Origin of the sequence: Pseudoalteromonas luteoviolacea (assembly GCF_001750165.1) — a bacterium.
In the GTDB taxonomy this organism is placed as follows: domain Bacteria; phylum Pseudomonadota; class Gammaproteobacteria; order Enterobacterales; family Alteromonadaceae; genus Pseudoalteromonas; species Pseudoalteromonas luteoviolacea_G.
The window spans coordinates 2,903,185-2,919,989 of sequence record NZ_CP015411.1 but is presented as its reverse complement, the minus strand read 5'-3'; the positions used below and the strand labels follow the sequence as shown (position 1 = coordinate 2,919,989).

Sequence of the window (16,805 nt, the reverse complement as noted above, 5' to 3'; positions counted from 1 at the left end):
TAGTTCGAAGTGTTCTCTGACTGATATTTTATATGAGGCTGAAATGAAAATAATCAATAAAAAGGCCGTGCTAAAACGGATTTTTATTGCGTGTGCCAGAGAACGATTAGTATAGATAAATTTTATATCAATCGCGGCCAATATTTAGTTTGTTCTGCTAATCTTAATGGTATGAGCCATAGTAAAGAAGACCATTGATGCTTGATCTACTGAACTTTGATAACGAGGTACAGTTATGATTGCATATGGATTTTTGCCTTTTTCAGCTTACGTTATTTCAGACTTTATCTTTTTCCATCGCAATCGTTCTATCAGTTTTGACGTGCTTGTTAGACAAGTTAGGTTTACAGGCGTTGAAGCATTAGGGCTAGTTGTACTTATTGCTATGTTGATAGGTGCATTAATCATAGTTCAAGGCTATCCGTTGCTCGCGGCCATTGGGCAGGGGAATTGGATTTACGATATCTTAATTTCTACGATAGTGCGAGATTTGGGACCGTTTATTGTTTGCTTTATTGTGTTAGCGCGTTCTGGCACGGCTATTACAACTGAGCTTGGTAACATGGTGGTGAGTAAAGAAATTGATGCATTAGTGGCTATGGGAGTGTCGCCAATTTCTTACCTTGTTGCACCTCGCGTGTTAGGGATGATAGTTTCTTTGGTGTTGCTGATGAGCTATTTTGTCGCATGTGGCATTTTTGGTGGCTACATTGTCAGTAATGCTTTTCAGTCAATACCTGTCAGTACTTTTTTTGCAAAGCTCGTCAGTGAGCTACATTGGTTTGATATTGTTATCATGTTACTAAAAGTCGCTTTTTCTGGCCTTTTTATTAGTTTAATTGCTAGTTATCACGGATTAACAGTCAACCGAGCTATCACTGAAGTGCCGCAGCGGAACATTAAAGCGGTGGGCAGAGGGCTCATTTCAATTTGTTTGATCCATGTTTCACTTACTTTGTTATACGTGATAATAACAGGGCGATGACAATGCAAATTGAGTTCAAAAATATTTCGCATTCTGTAAAAAACAAAACCATTTTTAATGATTTAAATGCACATGTAAGTAGTGGGCGATGTTTAGTTGTGTCAGGTCGTTCAGGGTGTGGTAAGACATTGTTTTTCAGTATTGCAAGCGACATTATTCGACCTGACAGTGGTCAGGTGCTGGTCGATGGTCGAGATGTAAATACGATGAATGCGAAAGATTACTCCGATTTTAGACGTGACTTGGGTGTTGTATTTCAATTGTCAGGGCTCATTTCTAACCTCACATTAGAAGAGAACCTGATGCTGCCTTTGAATCGACATTATAAAGAACTAGGTAAATCTGAAAAATATCGACGAATTAATACGCTGGCTGAAGAGTTTGCGTTGCAGCATTATTTACCGCAACGCACAGAGATGCTGTCCTCAGGGCAAGCCTCATTGGCTGGTCTTGCCCGCGCATTATTGCTCAAACCTAGAGCTGTGATTTGGGATGCGCCAATGACGGAAATTGACGAGCAGTGGGGACAATATGTACTTAAGCTATTAATGCAACTAAAGGAGCAGGGAACGACATTAATTTTGTGCTCCAATCGCAAAGAAGTGATTGAAACTTTGGCTGATGAGCAGTTAGAACTGAATGAATTGTTCTGCTTTTCGGAGTTTTAACCTATGCAGCATAGCGTAAAAAAAACGAATAATATCGTCCTTGTCTTTGGTGTGGCTGGCATTCTTATGCTGGTAATAATGACAGCAATGATTTTGGTGAACAACCATACTTTTGCCGATAAAGCTTATTATAGAACCGTGCTGCAAGATGCGAGTGGGTTAAGTGCATTACCAGCTATCTATTTTAAAGGCTTAAAAGTAGGTCGAATAGAGGGCTTCAGGTTGGATCATAAGACGAATTTAATTGAAGTTGAGCTATGGGTATTTAGAGAGTATCAAAATAAAGTGGTGAAGTATGCGGTACTAGCTGGTGAACAGCATCCCATCTTTGATGATGTAACGACTTTTGAGCTTATTCTACCGGACCCCAGTAGCGTGATTGAATACGAACAGCTAGCGCCAAACAGCTATATTCCCCATATAAATAGTGAACTTGGAAAAAGCTATGTAAATAAGGGGGTTATTGCGCAAAAAGGTGATGATATTGAAAGTATCTTGGCCAGTATAAATCAACTTCTGCAGAACTTTCAAAAAGAAGATAACCCAGAGGCAGGGGCGATATTTAGGGTCTTAGATCGTGTGGCTAAAATTAGTGATAATTTGATGGTCGTGAGCGAAGAGGTTAAAAGCAGTGATTTGTTACCGGATGCAGAACGCACGCTTGCTCAAAGTCAACAAGTCCTAGAGCAAATGCCAAAGGTATTGGAGCAAATAAATACAACTTTACTCACTACTGAACGCCTGATGGGTCAAGCCGGCTCAACTTTACATAACTATGCAGAGCCTGCCAAGATAATTGGCGATGTTACCAATAGGCAATTACCTATCGTGTTAAACAATTTAAATGAGAGTTTAACGGTGATGCAGATCATGCTTAAAGAGGTACACAGTGAGCGAGAGCAATTCGCCATTGCAATACACAGTATGCAGCAGGTATTGGACAAAATGGATAAGACTTTACAGGCGTTAAATAACCACCCTATGCTCAAAGATGGCATCGAGAAACAGCCACAGACAACTGGAATAGAGATGCATGATTAAGTTGACATATGTTGTGATGTTAATCTTATTTGCATGTTTGAATAGCGGGTGTTCAAGTGCGCCTGAGAAGCAATATCGCGTTACTAAATATTTGGATTTAGCGAATACTTGGATGGCCCGTGGGGATAGAAAGCGTCAAGAAGAAAAGTTAGACCTTGCCTTGAGCAATTATCAAACGAGTTATAAATACGCGAACATGCGAAATGATTTGACGCTGATGGGGATATTACATCTAAAACAAGCAACTATACATATAAACCAAAATCGCATTGAACAAGCGTCAGATTCGATCGATAAAGCTAAAGCACTGCGTCAATACGAAGGGGCTGATATTTTATTACCCATTAAGTCGCTAGAAGCTAAATTTGAGTATGTATTCGGGAAAGCCTCCAAGGCCGAAAGTATAGCTAACGAGTTAAGTGCTACATATAAAAATGACAGCGAAAAGCATATTTATTATCGCTGGTTAAGTTGGATGTACTCTGGGGCAAACTCTTTGGATTGGGCGGAGGCTGATAGTGATTTAAAAACACTGAAACAGCTGAAATCGACAGGTACTTTAGATAACATTGAAATTTTCTCCTTTGTAATTTACTACAATGCAAAGTGGCGTGTGCAAGAGCAGGATGCACGAGCAGTGTCTGCAATCGAAATGGCGCTACAACATTTTTCTGAACTGGAGCTAACTAACCGTATAAAAGATTGCTATGCCCTTGCTGTACAGTGGTATGAAGCAAATGATGATAAAAACAAAGCGGCGTATTTTTCCATGCGTTTAAAAGAGCTTTCAACTAATATACCCCGTTAAAATAGATCTATACATCTTCAATTAAATACATTTCACTTCGGTCCCTGCCATTATTTTTTGCTTGGTAGAGGGCTTTATCTGCTTGGAGTTGTGTTGCTTCAAATGCCGCTTTTGAGACCGTTTCCGTGTTGGCAATTCCAGCACTTAGGGTCACGTTGTTTAATGTAGGGTTAAGTTGCTCTAAACTTTCAGAAAATGCAGCTCTGACTTTTTCTGCTAGTTGCATTGCGTGAGCTGGAGAGGTGTCAAATAAGACGATGCAAAACTCTTCTCCTCCCCAGCGAGTGACGAGATCAGAAGCGCGTACAGAAGATTTTAACTTTTTGCCAACGTGTGCAAGTATTTGATCGCCTGTTTTGTGACCAAACTCATCGTTGATGTATTTAAAGTGGTCAACGTCAAGCATAATGACGCTCAGTGAGCGACATTTGCGTTGAGATAAAGGCATTATACTATCTAGGCATTTAGATAGGCCTCTGCGATTTAGCAAATCAGTCAGTTCATCATGATGCGCAGCATATTCTAGTTTGCGAACAAACCGTCCAACACTTAAAAGCATCAGGAGCGGAACCCCTGCAACGATACCGATTAATGCGACAACCCAAGTATACCCACCGACCCAGCTGAACCTTTCGCCAATACTTGGCAGTGCTCCGAAAGCACCATACAGTGTGTAAAAGAAGCTTAATATGAGCTCCAATAGAACAACCGACACCGTTATTGTGACAGCAATATACTCGTTTCTATCATGCTTTGCATGTTGCCAAAGGACCCAGGCATAATTAGCCCTGACTAAGAGTAACCAGACACCAATACCGAGCAGACGCAGTGACCTATCCGGTATCAGTAAGGTAAAAACCAGTGACAAGGCTAAGATTGGCACGATGAGCAAAAATATTTTTTGTTTAGAAGGGGGTTTGTGGACAAAGTGCCAAGCACCGATTAACCAAAATGCATGTCCTAGAATTAGGCAAGTATTGAAAGTGATAACCATGACATACCTTGGCATGCCTTGCATAGAAAGTTGAGATAAATAGGCAATGGACAATATGCCCAGTGCAATTGCCCAATATCTAGTCCCTTCAATTGTTTGACTCATTCTTGTGATAGCACTGAGCACAATTGCGCCAGTAATAGAAGCGAAGAAAAGGGAGAGCATTAAGGTTAAATCATGAACTTGCACTAATTACAGTGTCCTTTTGATTATGCTTGAGGTGTTCTCACATTAAAAACCGGCAGGCAGCCTCACGCGCAACTAACTAAATCTTAGCAAACGTTTTGACTTTTGCATTAATTTGCTAGGTTGCGCCTATGCATTAGGGCTAAATGTGAAGGGTATTCTATAGTAATAATTGACATACTCTCTGAGGAAGAAATATGAACAAAGAGGTAAATCAACTATTTGTATATGGCTCTTTGGCACCAGGGTGTGCAAACGAACATGTTTTAAAACCTTTGGCTGGTGATTTTGAAACAGGTTGGGTGAAAGGAAAGCTTTACGAGCAAGGTTGGGGGGCTGCAATGGGTTATCCCGGCATTGAGCTGGACGCTCAAGGAGAGTGGGTACAAGGCTTCTTATTTTATTCTGAACAGCTTACTGATTATTTACATGTGTTAGATGGTTTTGAGGGCTTGGAGTACAAAAGGGAAGTATGTGAGGTAAAAAAAGCATCTGGGGACATGTGTATTGCATATATATACACATTAGTAAAACACGCTTAATACGCGTAAAAACTTGGCCGTGAGGCAAAAGTCACTGCTGAATTCCGTATTTAGTTAATGTTTAGTCAATATTTACGATGAAAAAAGTTTGGTTATTTCTTTTACTCTTCAATAGCTATGCATTGGCTTCACCGATCCGAATTGTTGTGAATGATTGGACGAGCCAACAGATCCTAGCCAATATCGCTGAACAAATATTTATCCGGCTTGGTTATGAAGTTGAACTAATAAAGGTGACTGTTGATATGCAGTGGTTTTTATTGAAGACCGATAGAGTCGATTTACAATTAGAAGTATGGCAGGGCACGATGGAAGATAGATTCACACAATTGCATCAAGCGGGGGTAATTGTTGACCTTGGTAACTATTCTATTGTGACTCGAGAAGATTGGTGGTACCCGCTCTATGTTAGGGACATGTGCCCAGGCTTACCTGATTGGAGAGCGCTTAGGGCTTGTGATACGGTGTTTGCAAGGGCTGGTTCAAAAGGGAAGGGGGTGTATGTGGCAGGGCCATGGGAAAAGCCTGATAGAGCGCGAATTAAAGCATTAGGCTTGAATTTCATTGTCAAACAACTAGACAATGGAGAAGCTATTTGGCAAGAGCTGAAAGTGGCGATTAACGATAAACGCGCAATTTTAGTATTCAATTGGACGCCCAATTGGGTGGGGGCTGTCTACCCTGGTGAGTTTGTTGAGTTTCCAACTTATTCAAAAGCTTGTGAACAAGACAACTTGTGGGGAGTAAATTCAAAACTACCATATGACTGTGGTAATCCAAAGGCTGGTTGGCTGAAAAAGGTATCTAGTAATCGGTTTGTGAAGTTATTCCCTTGCTTGGCTAAAGGGGTGGAACAGTTTGATTTAAGTAATGCAGAGGTTGAAGAGCTATCCGCCCAAATTGATGTATATGGGCGAACAGCAAGGCGGGTCGCTCAAAACTGGGTAAAAGCGAACAAGTCACGCTGGGAGTCACTCTTCATACAATGTAAGTCTACGAGACGCTAATTTATTGCGTCGTAGATTGCCTAACTATAAGTTTTGGCGGCAGCAACGTATCAACTATTGGCTCACCTCTAATAAGAGAGAGTAAATTAGTAACAAGCATTTGGCCTGCCAAGGTGGTGTTTTGTTGAATGGTTGTTAGCGAGGGCGTAATGTAATTCGCAGCAGCGATGTTGTCAAACCCCACTACATTCACGTCTTCAGGGATTTTAAGGCCCGCTTCTTTTAGTGCTTTGATGGCACCGATAGCAATGAGGTCGCTAGCAGCAAATAAAGCATCAAATATTACATTATTTGCTAGTAAAGAGCGTGTGGCATGATAACCTGACTCTTCAGTTGAAATTGCATTGGCAATATTTCGTTCCCCTACAGGGATATCGTGGCTTTTTAACGTTTCTTGAAAGCCTTTAAAGCGCGTTAAAAACTCGGGGCTGTGTTCAGATGCATCGCCGATGAAGACGCAATGTTTTCTTCCATTAGCAATGAGATGTTGTGCGGCGAGTTGGCCACCACCATAGTTGTCGCAGCTCACGGTTAAGTCTTGTCGGCCTTCGACTTTTGCACCCCAGCACACAAACTTGGTATTTTGTGCGAGCAAGCTTTGAAGCCTCGACTGGTAATCCATATAATCACCATAGCCGAGTAAAATAATACCATCAGCACGGTGGCTGTCTTCATATTCTGCTCGCCAATCTTGGCTGATAGATTGGAAAGAAACCAACAGGTCATAGCCTTCTTTCGCGCATGCTCTGGTAATGCTACCTAGCATATTTAAGAAAAATGGATTTATTTGAGATTCATCACCAGTGGGATCTTCAAATAATAGTATTGCGAGTGTCGCGCTTTGCTGAGTACGTAAATTGCTGGCATTTTTATCTACTTTGTAATTAAGCTTTTTTGCTATATCCCACACTTTCCTTCGAGTCTCCTCATTAACGAGGGGACTATTACGCAGTGCTCTGGAGACTGTAGATTGCGAGACCCCAGCAAAGTGTGCAATGTCAAAAGAGGTCGCTTTACCTTTTGTTTTCATATTCAAAACTAGTTTAATTGCGTCGTGAACATTGTCTTTGATTATTTTTTTTTTGCAACCAATTTAATAAAAGCAGTAAATTTTTATTGATGTACTTTGACACCGGTGTCATAATGTCGATGTTTTATCATTTTGTTGTCAAAACGTATTTGGCTGCTCTGAATAGAGCAGCTCTTTTTTCAGCCTGCGTGCAAAGTTTCGGCTGACTATGATTTGGAATAACAAGTGGGGCAAGCCCCTATAGGTGTTTCGAACACCACAACAACAGAGAAAAACAGCATGAGCCAGACAACACTTAAAAGTTCTATTGGTCATGACCGTGCGTTCGAGCCGATTATCGTTGCCGATATTGGTGGTACAAATGCTCGCTTTGCCGTCGTGACAGAATACGATTTAGACTCTAACCAGTTTAAAATTGACCATCAACTCACTTTCCCGAGTGCAGATTTTCAGTCATTTGAATCAGCTTTATCAGCTTTCCTCGATTCACTCATTATTTCAAAACCTTCCAGAGCTTGCTTTGCAGTCGCCGGACCAATTAAAGGTCACCAAGTATTTTTAACGAATTTGGGTTGGAACTTTAATACTCAAGATGTTCAAGCACAGTTTGGGTTTGAACAGTGTGCTGTGATCAATGATTTTGCAGCATTTGCGTATGCCGCCCCTTATTTGAAAAAAGAAGACAATATTCAGATCAAGGCGGGCCAAGCAACACAGGGTGCAAATATAGCTGTGATGGGGCCTGGGACAGGATTTGGTGCAGCATGTCATGTGAGTGATATACACAGTAGCTCTGTTTTGAGCTGCGAGGCTGGTCATATCAGCTTAGCTGCTGTAACAGAATTAGATAGACAGTTATTACACGCTTTAAAAGAAAATATTGCCCATGTATCAGTTGAGACCGTGTTTTCTGGACCTGGTCTTGCCAGATTGTATAAAGCGATGGCACAAGTCAAAGGGGTACAAGCAGAGGATTTAAATGCTGCTCAGATAAGCATGAGGGCAGGAGAGTGTGAAGTATGTGATGCAACGCTTAACCAATTCTGTGACTGGATTGGCAGTGTTGCTGGTGATCTTGCGTTAACCTTCGGGGCGTTAGGTGGCGTGTTTATTGGCGGTGGAATTTTGCCTCGCATGACTGAACGACTCATATCAAGTCGATTTGTTGAAAGGTTTACAGAAAAAGGGATAATGTCTCAGTATGCAGGGCAAATTCCAGTAACTTTGGTTGTGCAGGACAATATTCCTTTAATTGGAGCGGCCGCGTGTCTTCACAGTCGTAGCCAATTTTCGTAAATTGGAATAAATATGAAAAAAGTAACCATAAACAGCGTAGCTGAGTACGCAGGAGTATCGAAAAAAACGGTCTCTAGAGTACTGAATAATGAACCTAATGTAAGTCCGGCTACGCGTGAAAAGGTACTCAAAGTTTTTAAAGAGTTGGATTATAAGCCTAACCCTATCGCTCGTGGACTGGCGCGTAATAAAAGTTTTATTATTGGGTGTTTATATGACAACCCAAGTAAAAGCTACATTACTCGTGTGCAGAGTGGTGCGTTAGAGGCATGCCATAAATTCAATTATAACTTGCTTATACATCCTTGTGAGCTTAGAGGTGAGGAGTTGATCCATAATGTTGATCAATTGCTTACAACCTCTCGCTTAGATGGGCTAGTATTGACTCCCCCTTTTTCTGATTCTCAAGAGTTAATTGACTTTCTGAAAACACAAAATGTGCCCTTTGCACGTGTTGCCTCTGCACTAGAAGATGACACGTCGATCTCCGTTCGAAGCAATGATGAGCAAGGTGCATATGAGTTGACTGAACATTTAATTTCTTTGGGCCATAAAGACATTGCTTTTATTCGCGGTCATAGAGATCATAGTGCGACGGAAAAGCGCTTTAGTGGTTACCAAAATGCGCTTCAAAACCATGGTATTGAGTTTAAAGAGAGCTTAGTCGCTCAGGGTAACTTCAGTTATAACTCAGGTGCTGATAGTGCAAAACAGATATTAGATTTAGAGCCGATGCCGACAGCAGTATTTGCCTCTAATGATTACATGGCAGCTGCAGTACTGAAATTAGCGACTCAAAGGAAGATTAGAGTGCCAGAAGATCTTTCCATTGCAGGCTTTGATAATGCACCGATTGCCAGACATATATGGCCGGGTTTGACCACAATTGCACAGCCTGTAGAGGAGATGACTCGCCAAGCAGTTGAGCAATTGATTTTGCAAATATCTGATCCCTCAGCAGAAGTTTATCAAAAAGTACTAGAAGCAAAACTTATTACCAGAGAATCTACAGCTGCAAAATAACCAGTTTTAATTACATCTACTTGTCAAAAGCCCAATCCCTAGCGATTGGGCTTTTTTTGTCCATAATTTAGATATGGCCCTAATTTAATCTAAATTTAATGTTCAATAGGTTGACACCGGTGTCATAAGTGTGAGTTAATACAGTGACACCGGTGTCAGGTTGAGGTGAGAGACAACCTGTCAGCGTACCTTTGAACGGGTAAATCAAAGCTGCTCAGTACATGTGAGATGTGCTGAGCCTTTTTCCTCTAAACATGCAGAGAGGCGGATTATGTTGCATCCTCGAATTCAAGAAGTTACTGAAAGAGTCGTTAAACGCAGCCAGACAACTCGTAGTGCCTACCTTAAGCGTATACAAGAAGCAAAAAAACAAACACGCGTAAGAGCAGGACTTGGGTGTGGTAACTTAGCACACGTGATGGCTGCTTGCTCAAGCAGTGACAAAGCAAGGTTGAAAGCCGATGATCAGCCAAACCTTGCGATTATCAACTCTTACAATGACATGCTTTCTGCACATGTTCCTTATATTGAATATCCAGATTTAATAAAAAAGATAGCCACTAAGTATGACGCAACAGCACAGGTTGCTGGTGGTGTACCTGCCATGTGTGATGGTGTTACACAGGGTCGCGATGGTATGGAGCTATCTTTATTCTCTCGTGATGTTATTGCAATGTCTACTGCTGTGGCGTTGTCACACGATGTGTTTGATGGTGTTTTCTGCTTAGGTGTGTGCGACAAGATTGTACCTGGATTGTTAATTGGTTCTCTTTCTTTCGGACATTTACCAATCTTCTTCTTACCTGCTGGACCAATGGAATCAGGTATTCCTAACAAAGAAAAAGCACGTGTACGCCAAAGTTTCGCACAAGGCCTTGTTAGCCGTGAAGAGCTGTTAGAAGCTGAAAGTGCATCATATCACAGTGCTGGTACTTGTACTTTCTATGGCACAGCGAATTCAAATCAGATGCTGATGGAGATCATGGGTCTTCATTTACCAGGTAGTTCATTCATCAACCCGTACACTGAGTTACGAGATGGGTTAACGGCAAGTGCTGTGAAAATGATGCTTGAACAGCTTATTGAAACTAAGTCAGCAAACCCAATTGGTGAGATTGTTGATGAAAAAACCGTTATCAATGGATTAGTTGGTCTACTCGCGACGGGTGGTTCGACTAACCATGCGATTCACTTGGTTGCAATGGCGAAAGCCGCAGGTGTACAGATCACATGGAAAGATATGGCAGAGCTTTCAGAAGTGGTGCCACTTTTGACTCGAATTTATCCAAATGGCTCAGCGGATGTAAACCACTTCCAAGCTGCTGGCGGTATGGGCTTCTTAATGCGTGAACTGCGCGATGCGGGTTTCCTACATAATGATGTTAAAACCATTGTTGGTGAAGGCCTAGATGATTATACCAAAGAGCCAGTTTTAGATGTTGACACCAATGTGATCATGACCAACAGCGAAGGCCCAAGTAAAGTGAAATGGGTGCCGTGCCCAGAAAACTCTTTAGATGAAGATGTGCTTAGACCGGTATCAAATCCATTTAATAAGCAAGGTGGCTTACAGCTGTTAACGGGTAACTTGGGCAAAGCGGTCATTAAAGTATCAGCTGTTGATGAAAAACATCAGTTTGTTTCTGCGCCTGCAAAAGTATTTAGTTCACAAGCGTCTCTTCAAGATGCATTTGCCAATGGTGAACTAAATCAAGACTTTATTGCTGTGATTAAAGAGCAAGGTCCTAAAGCTAAAGGTATGCCTGAACTACATAAGCTGACACCAGTGATGGCAACTTTGCAAGACCAAGGTTATAAGGTTGCGATTGTGACGGATGGCCGAATGTCGGGCGCATCAGGTAAAGTGCCTGCTGCTATCCACCTAGCACCAGAAGCCGTTGAAGGCGGTATCATCGCGAAAATCCGCGAAGGTGACATGATCACGCTTGATGCACCAAATGGTGATTTAATTTTGCATGTATCAGATGAAGAGCTAGCTGAGCGCGAACTTGAATTAACGCAACCGGAACTTACATTTGGTACTGGCCGAGAGCTTTTCACCGGGTTTAGAAACATGGTGAGCAGTGCAGATATGGGTGCTAGCGCCTTTGGTATCGACGAATAACAACATTGGGGATGGGGTAAATATGAAAATACAAGAAATCTTATCGGCAGCACCCGTAGTACCGGTAATTGTCATAGAAGAATTAGAAGATGCAATTCCTTTGGCGCGTGCTTTATACAATGGTGGATTGCGTGCACTTGAAGTAACGCTTAGAACACCTGTTGCAGCAGAGGCTGTAAAGCAAATTAAAGAAGCACTGCCAGAGGCCTATGTTGGCACTGGTACAGTTGTCGATAAAGCCTCTTTTGAAGCATCTGTTAATGCAGGCGCAGACTTTATGGTAAGTCCTGGCGTGAGCTCAGAGTTATTAGAACTTGCTAAAAGCACTGATATTCCATTTTTACCAGGTGCTGCTACACCAAGTGAAGCAATGGAGCTTGCCTCGCATGGCTTTAAGTTTTTGAAGTTTTTCCCAGCAGAAGCTGCTGGTGGTGCACCCATGCTTAAGTCAATTGGTGGACCTCTTCCGCAAGTGACATTTTGCCCAACTGGCGGAATATCACTTCAAAGCGCGCCTAAATATTTGGCGTTAAACAACGTAATTTGTGTTGGCGGTACTTGGATGTTGGATAAATCGCTAATTGCAAATAAAGACTGGCAAGCCATCGAAGCGCTTGCAAAACAAGCAAGTGAAGTTAAATAATTAGGGGAATGTAATCATGATCAACATCGCAATTAATGGCTATGGCCGCATCGGTCGCAACGTACTACGCGCACTTTACGAATCAGGTCAAAATGACCAAATCAAGATTGTTGCTATCAACGACCTTGCACCAGCAGAAACAAATGCCCACTTAACTCAGTTCGATTCTGTACATGGTCGTTTCAATGAAAAGTTAACACTTGCTGGTAATACACTGGTTATCGGTAATGATGAAATTACACTAACGCAGGAGCGTGATCCTGCAAATCTTCCATGGAAAGCATTAAATGTTGATATCGTACTAGAATGTACCGGTATTTTCACTTCACGTGAGGCTGCGGCTAAGCACATTGAAGCAGGTGCAAAGAAAGTAATCGTCTCAGCGCCAGGTACAGATTTAGATGCGACCGTGGTTCACGGCGTCAATAGCGATGTGTTAAATGAAAACAGCAATATTATCTCAAACGCATCTTGCACAACTAACTGTCTTGCGCCAGTTGCAAAAGCATTAAACGATGTCATTGGCATTGAGCAGGGTAGCATGACTACAATTCATGCATTTACAAATGACCAAAACTTATGTGACGTGTACCATAAAGATTTGTACCGTGCTCGTAGCGCAACACAGTCTATGATCCCGACTAAAACGGGTGCAGCAAAAGCAGTTGGTTTAGTATTACCGGAGCTTGCTGGTAAACTTGACGGTATGGCTGTTCGTGTTCCTACAGTGAACGTATCTTTGGTTGATTTAACGTTCGTTGCTAAGCGTGAAACAACGACTGAAGAAGTGAACGAAATTGTAAAAGCTGCAGCAGAAGGTGCGATGGCAGGTGTACTTGAATACAACACCTTACCACTTGTTTCAATTGACTTTAACCATAATCCTGCATCATCGGTATTTGATGCAACGCAAACTAAGGCTGAGGGTAAGCTGGTTAAAGTGATGGCTTGGTATGACAACGAGTGGGGTTTCTCAAACCGTATGATTGACCAAGTTAAAGCTCTAGGTGCATTCTTATAATTGCAACTAAGTATTAAAATGAAGCCCTGCAAAATATGCGGGGCTTTTTTATGCGCGCTGTACAGAAATGCCATTTACATTGATGATTGTACGATTTCGGTGGGTGGTTTTTATACAATATGTTGATTATCTTCATGCTCACTTGTGATCGGGTACAAAACCTCTAATCAATTGGTATAAGTGACTTGAGTATCAACGCGCAATATGAAAAAATTCCAATTAATTAAAATACAGTAAACTCAGAATCGAGGAACATAATATGCGCATTATCCTTTTAGGCGCGCCTGGTGCTGGTAAAGGCACTCAAGCTCAATTTCTTATGGAAAAATTTGGTATCCCTCAAATCTCTACAGGCGATATGCTTCGCGCCGCTATTAGCGAAGGTACACCATTAGGTCTAGAGGCAAAAAAAGTGATGGATGCTGGCCAATTGGTTTCTGATGAAATCATCATTGGTTTAGTTAAAGAGCGTATCGCAAAGCCTGACTGTGAAAAAGGTTTCCTATTAGATGGTTTCCCACGCACAATTCCTCAAGCTGACGCAATGAAAGAAAATGCAATCAATATTGATCATGTGATTGAGTTTGACGTTGCTGATGAAATCATCGTTGAGCGTATGGGCGGCCGTCGTGTACACCCTGGTTCTGGCCGCGTTTACCACGTAGTTTACAATCCGCCTAAGGTTGAAGGTAAAGACGATGAGACTGGTGAAGACCTTATTATCCGTGCTGATGATACAGAAGAAACTGTACGTAAGCGTTTAGGTATCTACCATGACCAAACAAGACCGCTTGTAGATTACTACAACAAAGAAGCTGATGCAGGTAACACTAAATACCATAAGCTAGATGGTACTCAAGCAGTTGATGCTGTGAGTCAGCAACTAGGCGAATTACTTGGTTAATTTATAAAGTTAATTAAGCGCACACACCCAGTTACTTTGTGACTGGGTTTTTTTTATCCTTAAATTATGGATAGCTCCATGCTAAAAAGAAAAAGGCGCTTGAAAATCAAGCGCTAAAAATTCTAAGGGGGAATTCAAATGTCAAACAAACATGTTTAGACAGGTATATTTAACGCTATTTCTATGACTAATTTATGACAATGTTATATTGCTTTGCTCAATTTTTTTAAGTTCAATTCTTTTGCACAACAGGGCTTACTAAACCAATATCCTTGAAATTCGGTAATTCCAAGCTGACTTAGCCGTTCAAAGTCTTTTTGTGTTTCAACACCCTCTGCAAGTAACGATATTTGCATGTTTTCACATATTGTTTTGAGCCCTAGCAGAAGCGAGCGCTGTTTTTTGAGATCGGTTATGTCTGTAAGTAGGCTTCTATCAAGTTTCAAGCGTTGTATCGGGCACTCGAGTACTCGCGCAATGTTCGAATAGCCGGTACCAAAGTCATCAATGCTTAAGATAAACCCTAATTCATCTAATTGGTCCATTACGTGATTGTGGTCATCGGCAAAACTGTACTCGGTGAGTTCTAACTCAATAGAACTCGGAGCGATACCATATTTTCCTGTGATTTTTTGTATTTGAGGAATAAAATTAGGATCTTCGATATCTCTAGAGCTAATATTTATAGCAATGGGGACATTAATTTGAGGGTTCGCGGTCAAAAATTGACAAGTTCGATCTAACATTGTCCTGGTCACATGACTTACAAGGCCAAACTCTTCTGCAATGGGAATAAATTGTGATGGAGGTACCCAGCCCAATAAACTGTTGTGCCACCTAGCAAGCGCTTCGTAACCAATAATGCTTTTACTGATATCATGTTTGCTTTGCAAATATAGCTTGAGTTCACCAAGTTCAATAGATTTCTCTAGTAATAATGCCATTTCATGTCTGGCTAATGTCTGTCTACGTGTGAGCTGATCAAATACAGTAATTATTTGATTGGGTGCCCTTAACTCGCACGCTTGTAAAGCACTTTTGAGGAGTCGTTCTGCGATGTAGCCATGCTCAGGGTATGTTGCAATACCAATCGCGTATTTTGAATGAAACTGGTGCTGACCAAGCTTTATCCAGAAATCTAATTTTTTGTGCCAACGACTTGCGATATCTTTAAGCGAGCCTTTTGCTTCGACTAAAATGGCAATACGTCCAGCACCAATGTAGGCGATTTGGTCTAATAATTCAGCATCCTGCTCAACAATTTGATTGATGCGTGCATATAGTGTTCTGTGTTGTTCGCCATCAATCATGTAGTCAAGAACGTGTTTATTTAAATTATCCGCAATTAATAATGCAAAAGGCTCACCTCTATCTATGTGTGCTTGAAGCTGCTCAAGGAGCCAAGTTTTATTTGGTAAGTTGGTTGCTTTATCAAAGTACTTTGCTTGCTGATGCGCGACATCGAGCGTTAATAAGTCCTGTTGAAGTTGCTGTTGATCAGACACATCTTGTAGGTACCAGGCTTTAATTTCATTGGAATGCAACTCTTGTGCAGCAACTTCAATACACTTTTGTCCGACAGTAAATGTTTTTGGGACTGAGTCAAGGGGCTCGCTTTCATACGATAAGTACTCAAGGCTGTCAGAGGTTATCCTATTGAGTGATAGTGGCAAAGGAAGTGTCTGTATACTCAATAACCGTTTGGCTGCGTCATTTGCTTCGACAATATTAAATTCTTTATCTACTAAAATGATGGCGCTAAAAGATTTTTGAAAAAAACGTTGGTAAATCTGTTTTTGCGATTTTAACAACGTATTATTTTCATGCATATGCTTATTTAGACGATTAGCCGCTAAGCTAGTTCGCCAAACAGCCAAAGGGATACAGCAGTTTAAAAAGAAGAAAAGAAGTAACTGTATATGTAAAACAGCGTCTACTAACATGTGCTGTCCCGCAGGGACTATTGAGATATTAATGTTCTGCAATATAAGAATGAACGGAATAATATTTAATACAGCATACAAGGTGGCCGTTTTTTTCCCTACCAAAATGAGCGCAATGATAGGTGTGATATATACGAAGATTGATCCTAGGTGCGCTAATTGTAAGTTAGGAATAAATAACTTTATCATCACCCCCGCTGCTGCGATGCATATCAGCAGTAAATGAGCAGTAACAAAGAAAGAACGGCGACTAAATAAAAGTAGGGCAGCTAAAGACAGAGTAAAACCTGAGGTTAATGCAATCACATAGTTTAATTTGTAGTCTATGGCCGCAGGCAAGCTGTTAAGGAAAATACCGAAGCACAGTACAAGCCCCGTAGTTAAAATAATACGAAGGGCACTGAGACGCCATGCTGGGACGTCTACTCGTGGTTTTTGTTCTTCTTCAAGTAAGAAAAATCGGCTTAATGTGCTCAAAACTAAATATTTCGTATTATTATTTTGAACAATACTAAGGGCATACTGTACACAATTCAATGACAAATCAACAAAATAAAGACTTAAATCAATTTGATAACGTTGTCATTTT

The 16,805-nt window shown here is 41.2% G+C and carries 15 protein-coding genes; 12 read left to right on the top strand and 3 right to left on the bottom strand.

The genetic code is table 11. The features are described 5' to 3' along the window. The first annotated feature begins 235 nt into the window (after positions 1 to 235). Genes S4054249_RS12325 through S4054249_RS12310 form a run of 4 tightly spaced genes read left to right on the top strand, consistent with a single transcriptional unit; the run spans position 236 to position 3,502 of the window. On the top strand, positions 236 to 985 hold the full coding sequence (locus S4054249_RS12325; RefSeq protein WP_046356182.1) for an ABC transporter permease: 750 nt from the start codon (positions 236 to 238) through the stop codon (positions 983 to 985). 2 nt (positions 986 to 987) lie between these two features. Further along, positions 988 to 1,653 carry an ATP-binding cassette domain-containing protein gene (locus S4054249_RS12320; RefSeq protein ID WP_046356183.1) on the top strand — a complete coding sequence of 222 codons (666 nt, stop codon included), beginning with the start codon at positions 988 to 990 and terminating at the stop codon, positions 1,651 to 1,653. Between the two features lie 3 nt (positions 1,654 to 1,656). Then, positions 1,657 to 2,694 carry an MlaD family protein gene (locus S4054249_RS12315; RefSeq protein ID WP_046356184.1) on the top strand — a complete coding sequence of 346 codons (1,038 nt, stop codon included), beginning with the start codon at positions 1,657 to 1,659 and terminating at the stop codon, positions 2,692 to 2,694. After that, positions 2,687 to 3,502 (top strand): hypothetical protein, encoded by an 816-nt coding sequence (locus tag S4054249_RS12310; RefSeq protein ID WP_046356185.1) that lies wholly within the window; start codon positions 2,687 to 2,689, stop codon positions 3,500 to 3,502. Before S4054249_RS12315 ends, S4054249_RS12310 begins: the two co-directional genes overlap by 8 nt. 7 nt (positions 3,503 to 3,509) lie before the next feature. On the opposite strand, the gene S4054249_RS12305 is transcribed toward S4054249_RS12310, so the two are convergent. Then, the gene (locus S4054249_RS12305) at positions 3,510 to 4,685 is read right to left on the bottom strand and encodes a GGDEF domain-containing protein (protein WP_052960965.1); all 1,176 of its coding nucleotides are present in this window, start codon (positions 4,683 to 4,685) and stop codon (positions 3,510 to 3,512) included. A gap of 194 nt (positions 4,686 to 4,879) precedes the next feature. Here S4054249_RS12305 and S4054249_RS12300 point away from each other — a divergent pair, with 194 nt between their 5' ends. Together S4054249_RS12300 and S4054249_RS12295 are read left to right on the top strand one after the other, a co-directional pair. After that, positions 4,880 to 5,224, top strand: a complete 345-nt coding sequence (locus S4054249_RS12300; protein ID WP_046356186.1) for a gamma-glutamylcyclotransferase family protein — start codon at positions 4,880 to 4,882, stop codon at positions 5,222 to 5,224. Positions 5,225 to 5,301: 77 nt separating this feature from the next. Continuing rightward, positions 5,302 to 6,231, top strand: a complete 930-nt coding sequence (locus S4054249_RS12295; protein ID WP_046356187.1) for an ABC transporter substrate-binding protein — start codon at positions 5,302 to 5,304, stop codon at positions 6,229 to 6,231. 1 nt (position 6,232) lies between these two features. Here S4054249_RS12295 and S4054249_RS12290 read toward each other — a convergent pair whose 3' ends face one another. Further along, positions 6,233 to 7,261 (bottom strand): LacI family DNA-binding transcriptional regulator, encoded by a 1,029-nt coding sequence (locus S4054249_RS12290; protein ID WP_046356188.1) that lies wholly within the window; start codon positions 7,259 to 7,261, stop codon positions 6,233 to 6,235. Positions 7,262 to 7,540: 279 nt separating this feature from the next. Between S4054249_RS12290 and glk the strand changes: the two genes are divergently transcribed. The 6 genes from glk (at position 7,541) to adk (ending at position 14,273) form a co-directional block, all read left to right on the top strand. Further along, positions 7,541 to 8,557 carry a glucokinase gene (glk, locus tag S4054249_RS12285; RefSeq protein ID WP_046356292.1) on the top strand — a complete coding sequence of 339 codons (1,017 nt, stop codon included), beginning with the start codon at positions 7,541 to 7,543 and terminating at the stop codon, positions 8,555 to 8,557. A gap of 12 nt (positions 8,558 to 8,569) precedes the next feature. After that, entirely contained in the window at positions 8,570 to 9,580 is a 1,011-nt protein-coding gene (locus tag S4054249_RS12280; protein ID WP_046356189.1) for a LacI family DNA-binding transcriptional regulator, read from the top strand. 271 nt (positions 9,581 to 9,851) lie between these two features. Further along, the gene (edd, locus tag S4054249_RS12275; protein ID WP_046356190.1) at positions 9,852 to 11,705 is read left to right on the top strand and encodes a phosphogluconate dehydratase; all 1,854 of its coding nucleotides are present in this window, start codon (positions 9,852 to 9,854) and stop codon (positions 11,703 to 11,705) included. A 22-nt stretch (positions 11,706 to 11,727) separates the two neighbouring features. Then, positions 11,728 to 12,348 carry a bifunctional 4-hydroxy-2-oxoglutarate aldolase/2-dehydro-3-deoxy-phosphogluconate aldolase gene (locus tag S4054249_RS12270; RefSeq protein ID WP_046356191.1) on the top strand — a complete coding sequence of 207 codons (621 nt, stop codon included), beginning with the start codon at positions 11,728 to 11,730 and terminating at the stop codon, positions 12,346 to 12,348. Positions 12,349 to 12,364: 16 nt separating this feature from the next. Next, entirely contained in the window at positions 12,365 to 13,369 is a 1,005-nt protein-coding gene (gene gap, locus S4054249_RS12265; protein WP_039609764.1) for a type I glyceraldehyde-3-phosphate dehydrogenase, read from the top strand. Between the two features lie 259 nt (positions 13,370 to 13,628). Then, positions 13,629 to 14,273, top strand: a complete 645-nt coding sequence (adk, locus tag S4054249_RS12260) for an adenylate kinase (protein WP_039609765.1) — start codon at positions 13,629 to 13,631, stop codon at positions 14,271 to 14,273. Between the two features lie 203 nt (positions 14,274 to 14,476). Here adk and S4054249_RS12255 read toward each other — a convergent pair whose 3' ends face one another. Further along, positions 14,477 to 16,693 (bottom strand): GGDEF domain-containing phosphodiesterase, encoded by a 2,217-nt coding sequence (locus S4054249_RS12255; RefSeq protein WP_145925018.1) that lies wholly within the window; start codon positions 16,691 to 16,693, stop codon positions 14,477 to 14,479. Between the last annotated feature and the right edge of the window lie 112 nt (positions 16,694 to 16,805).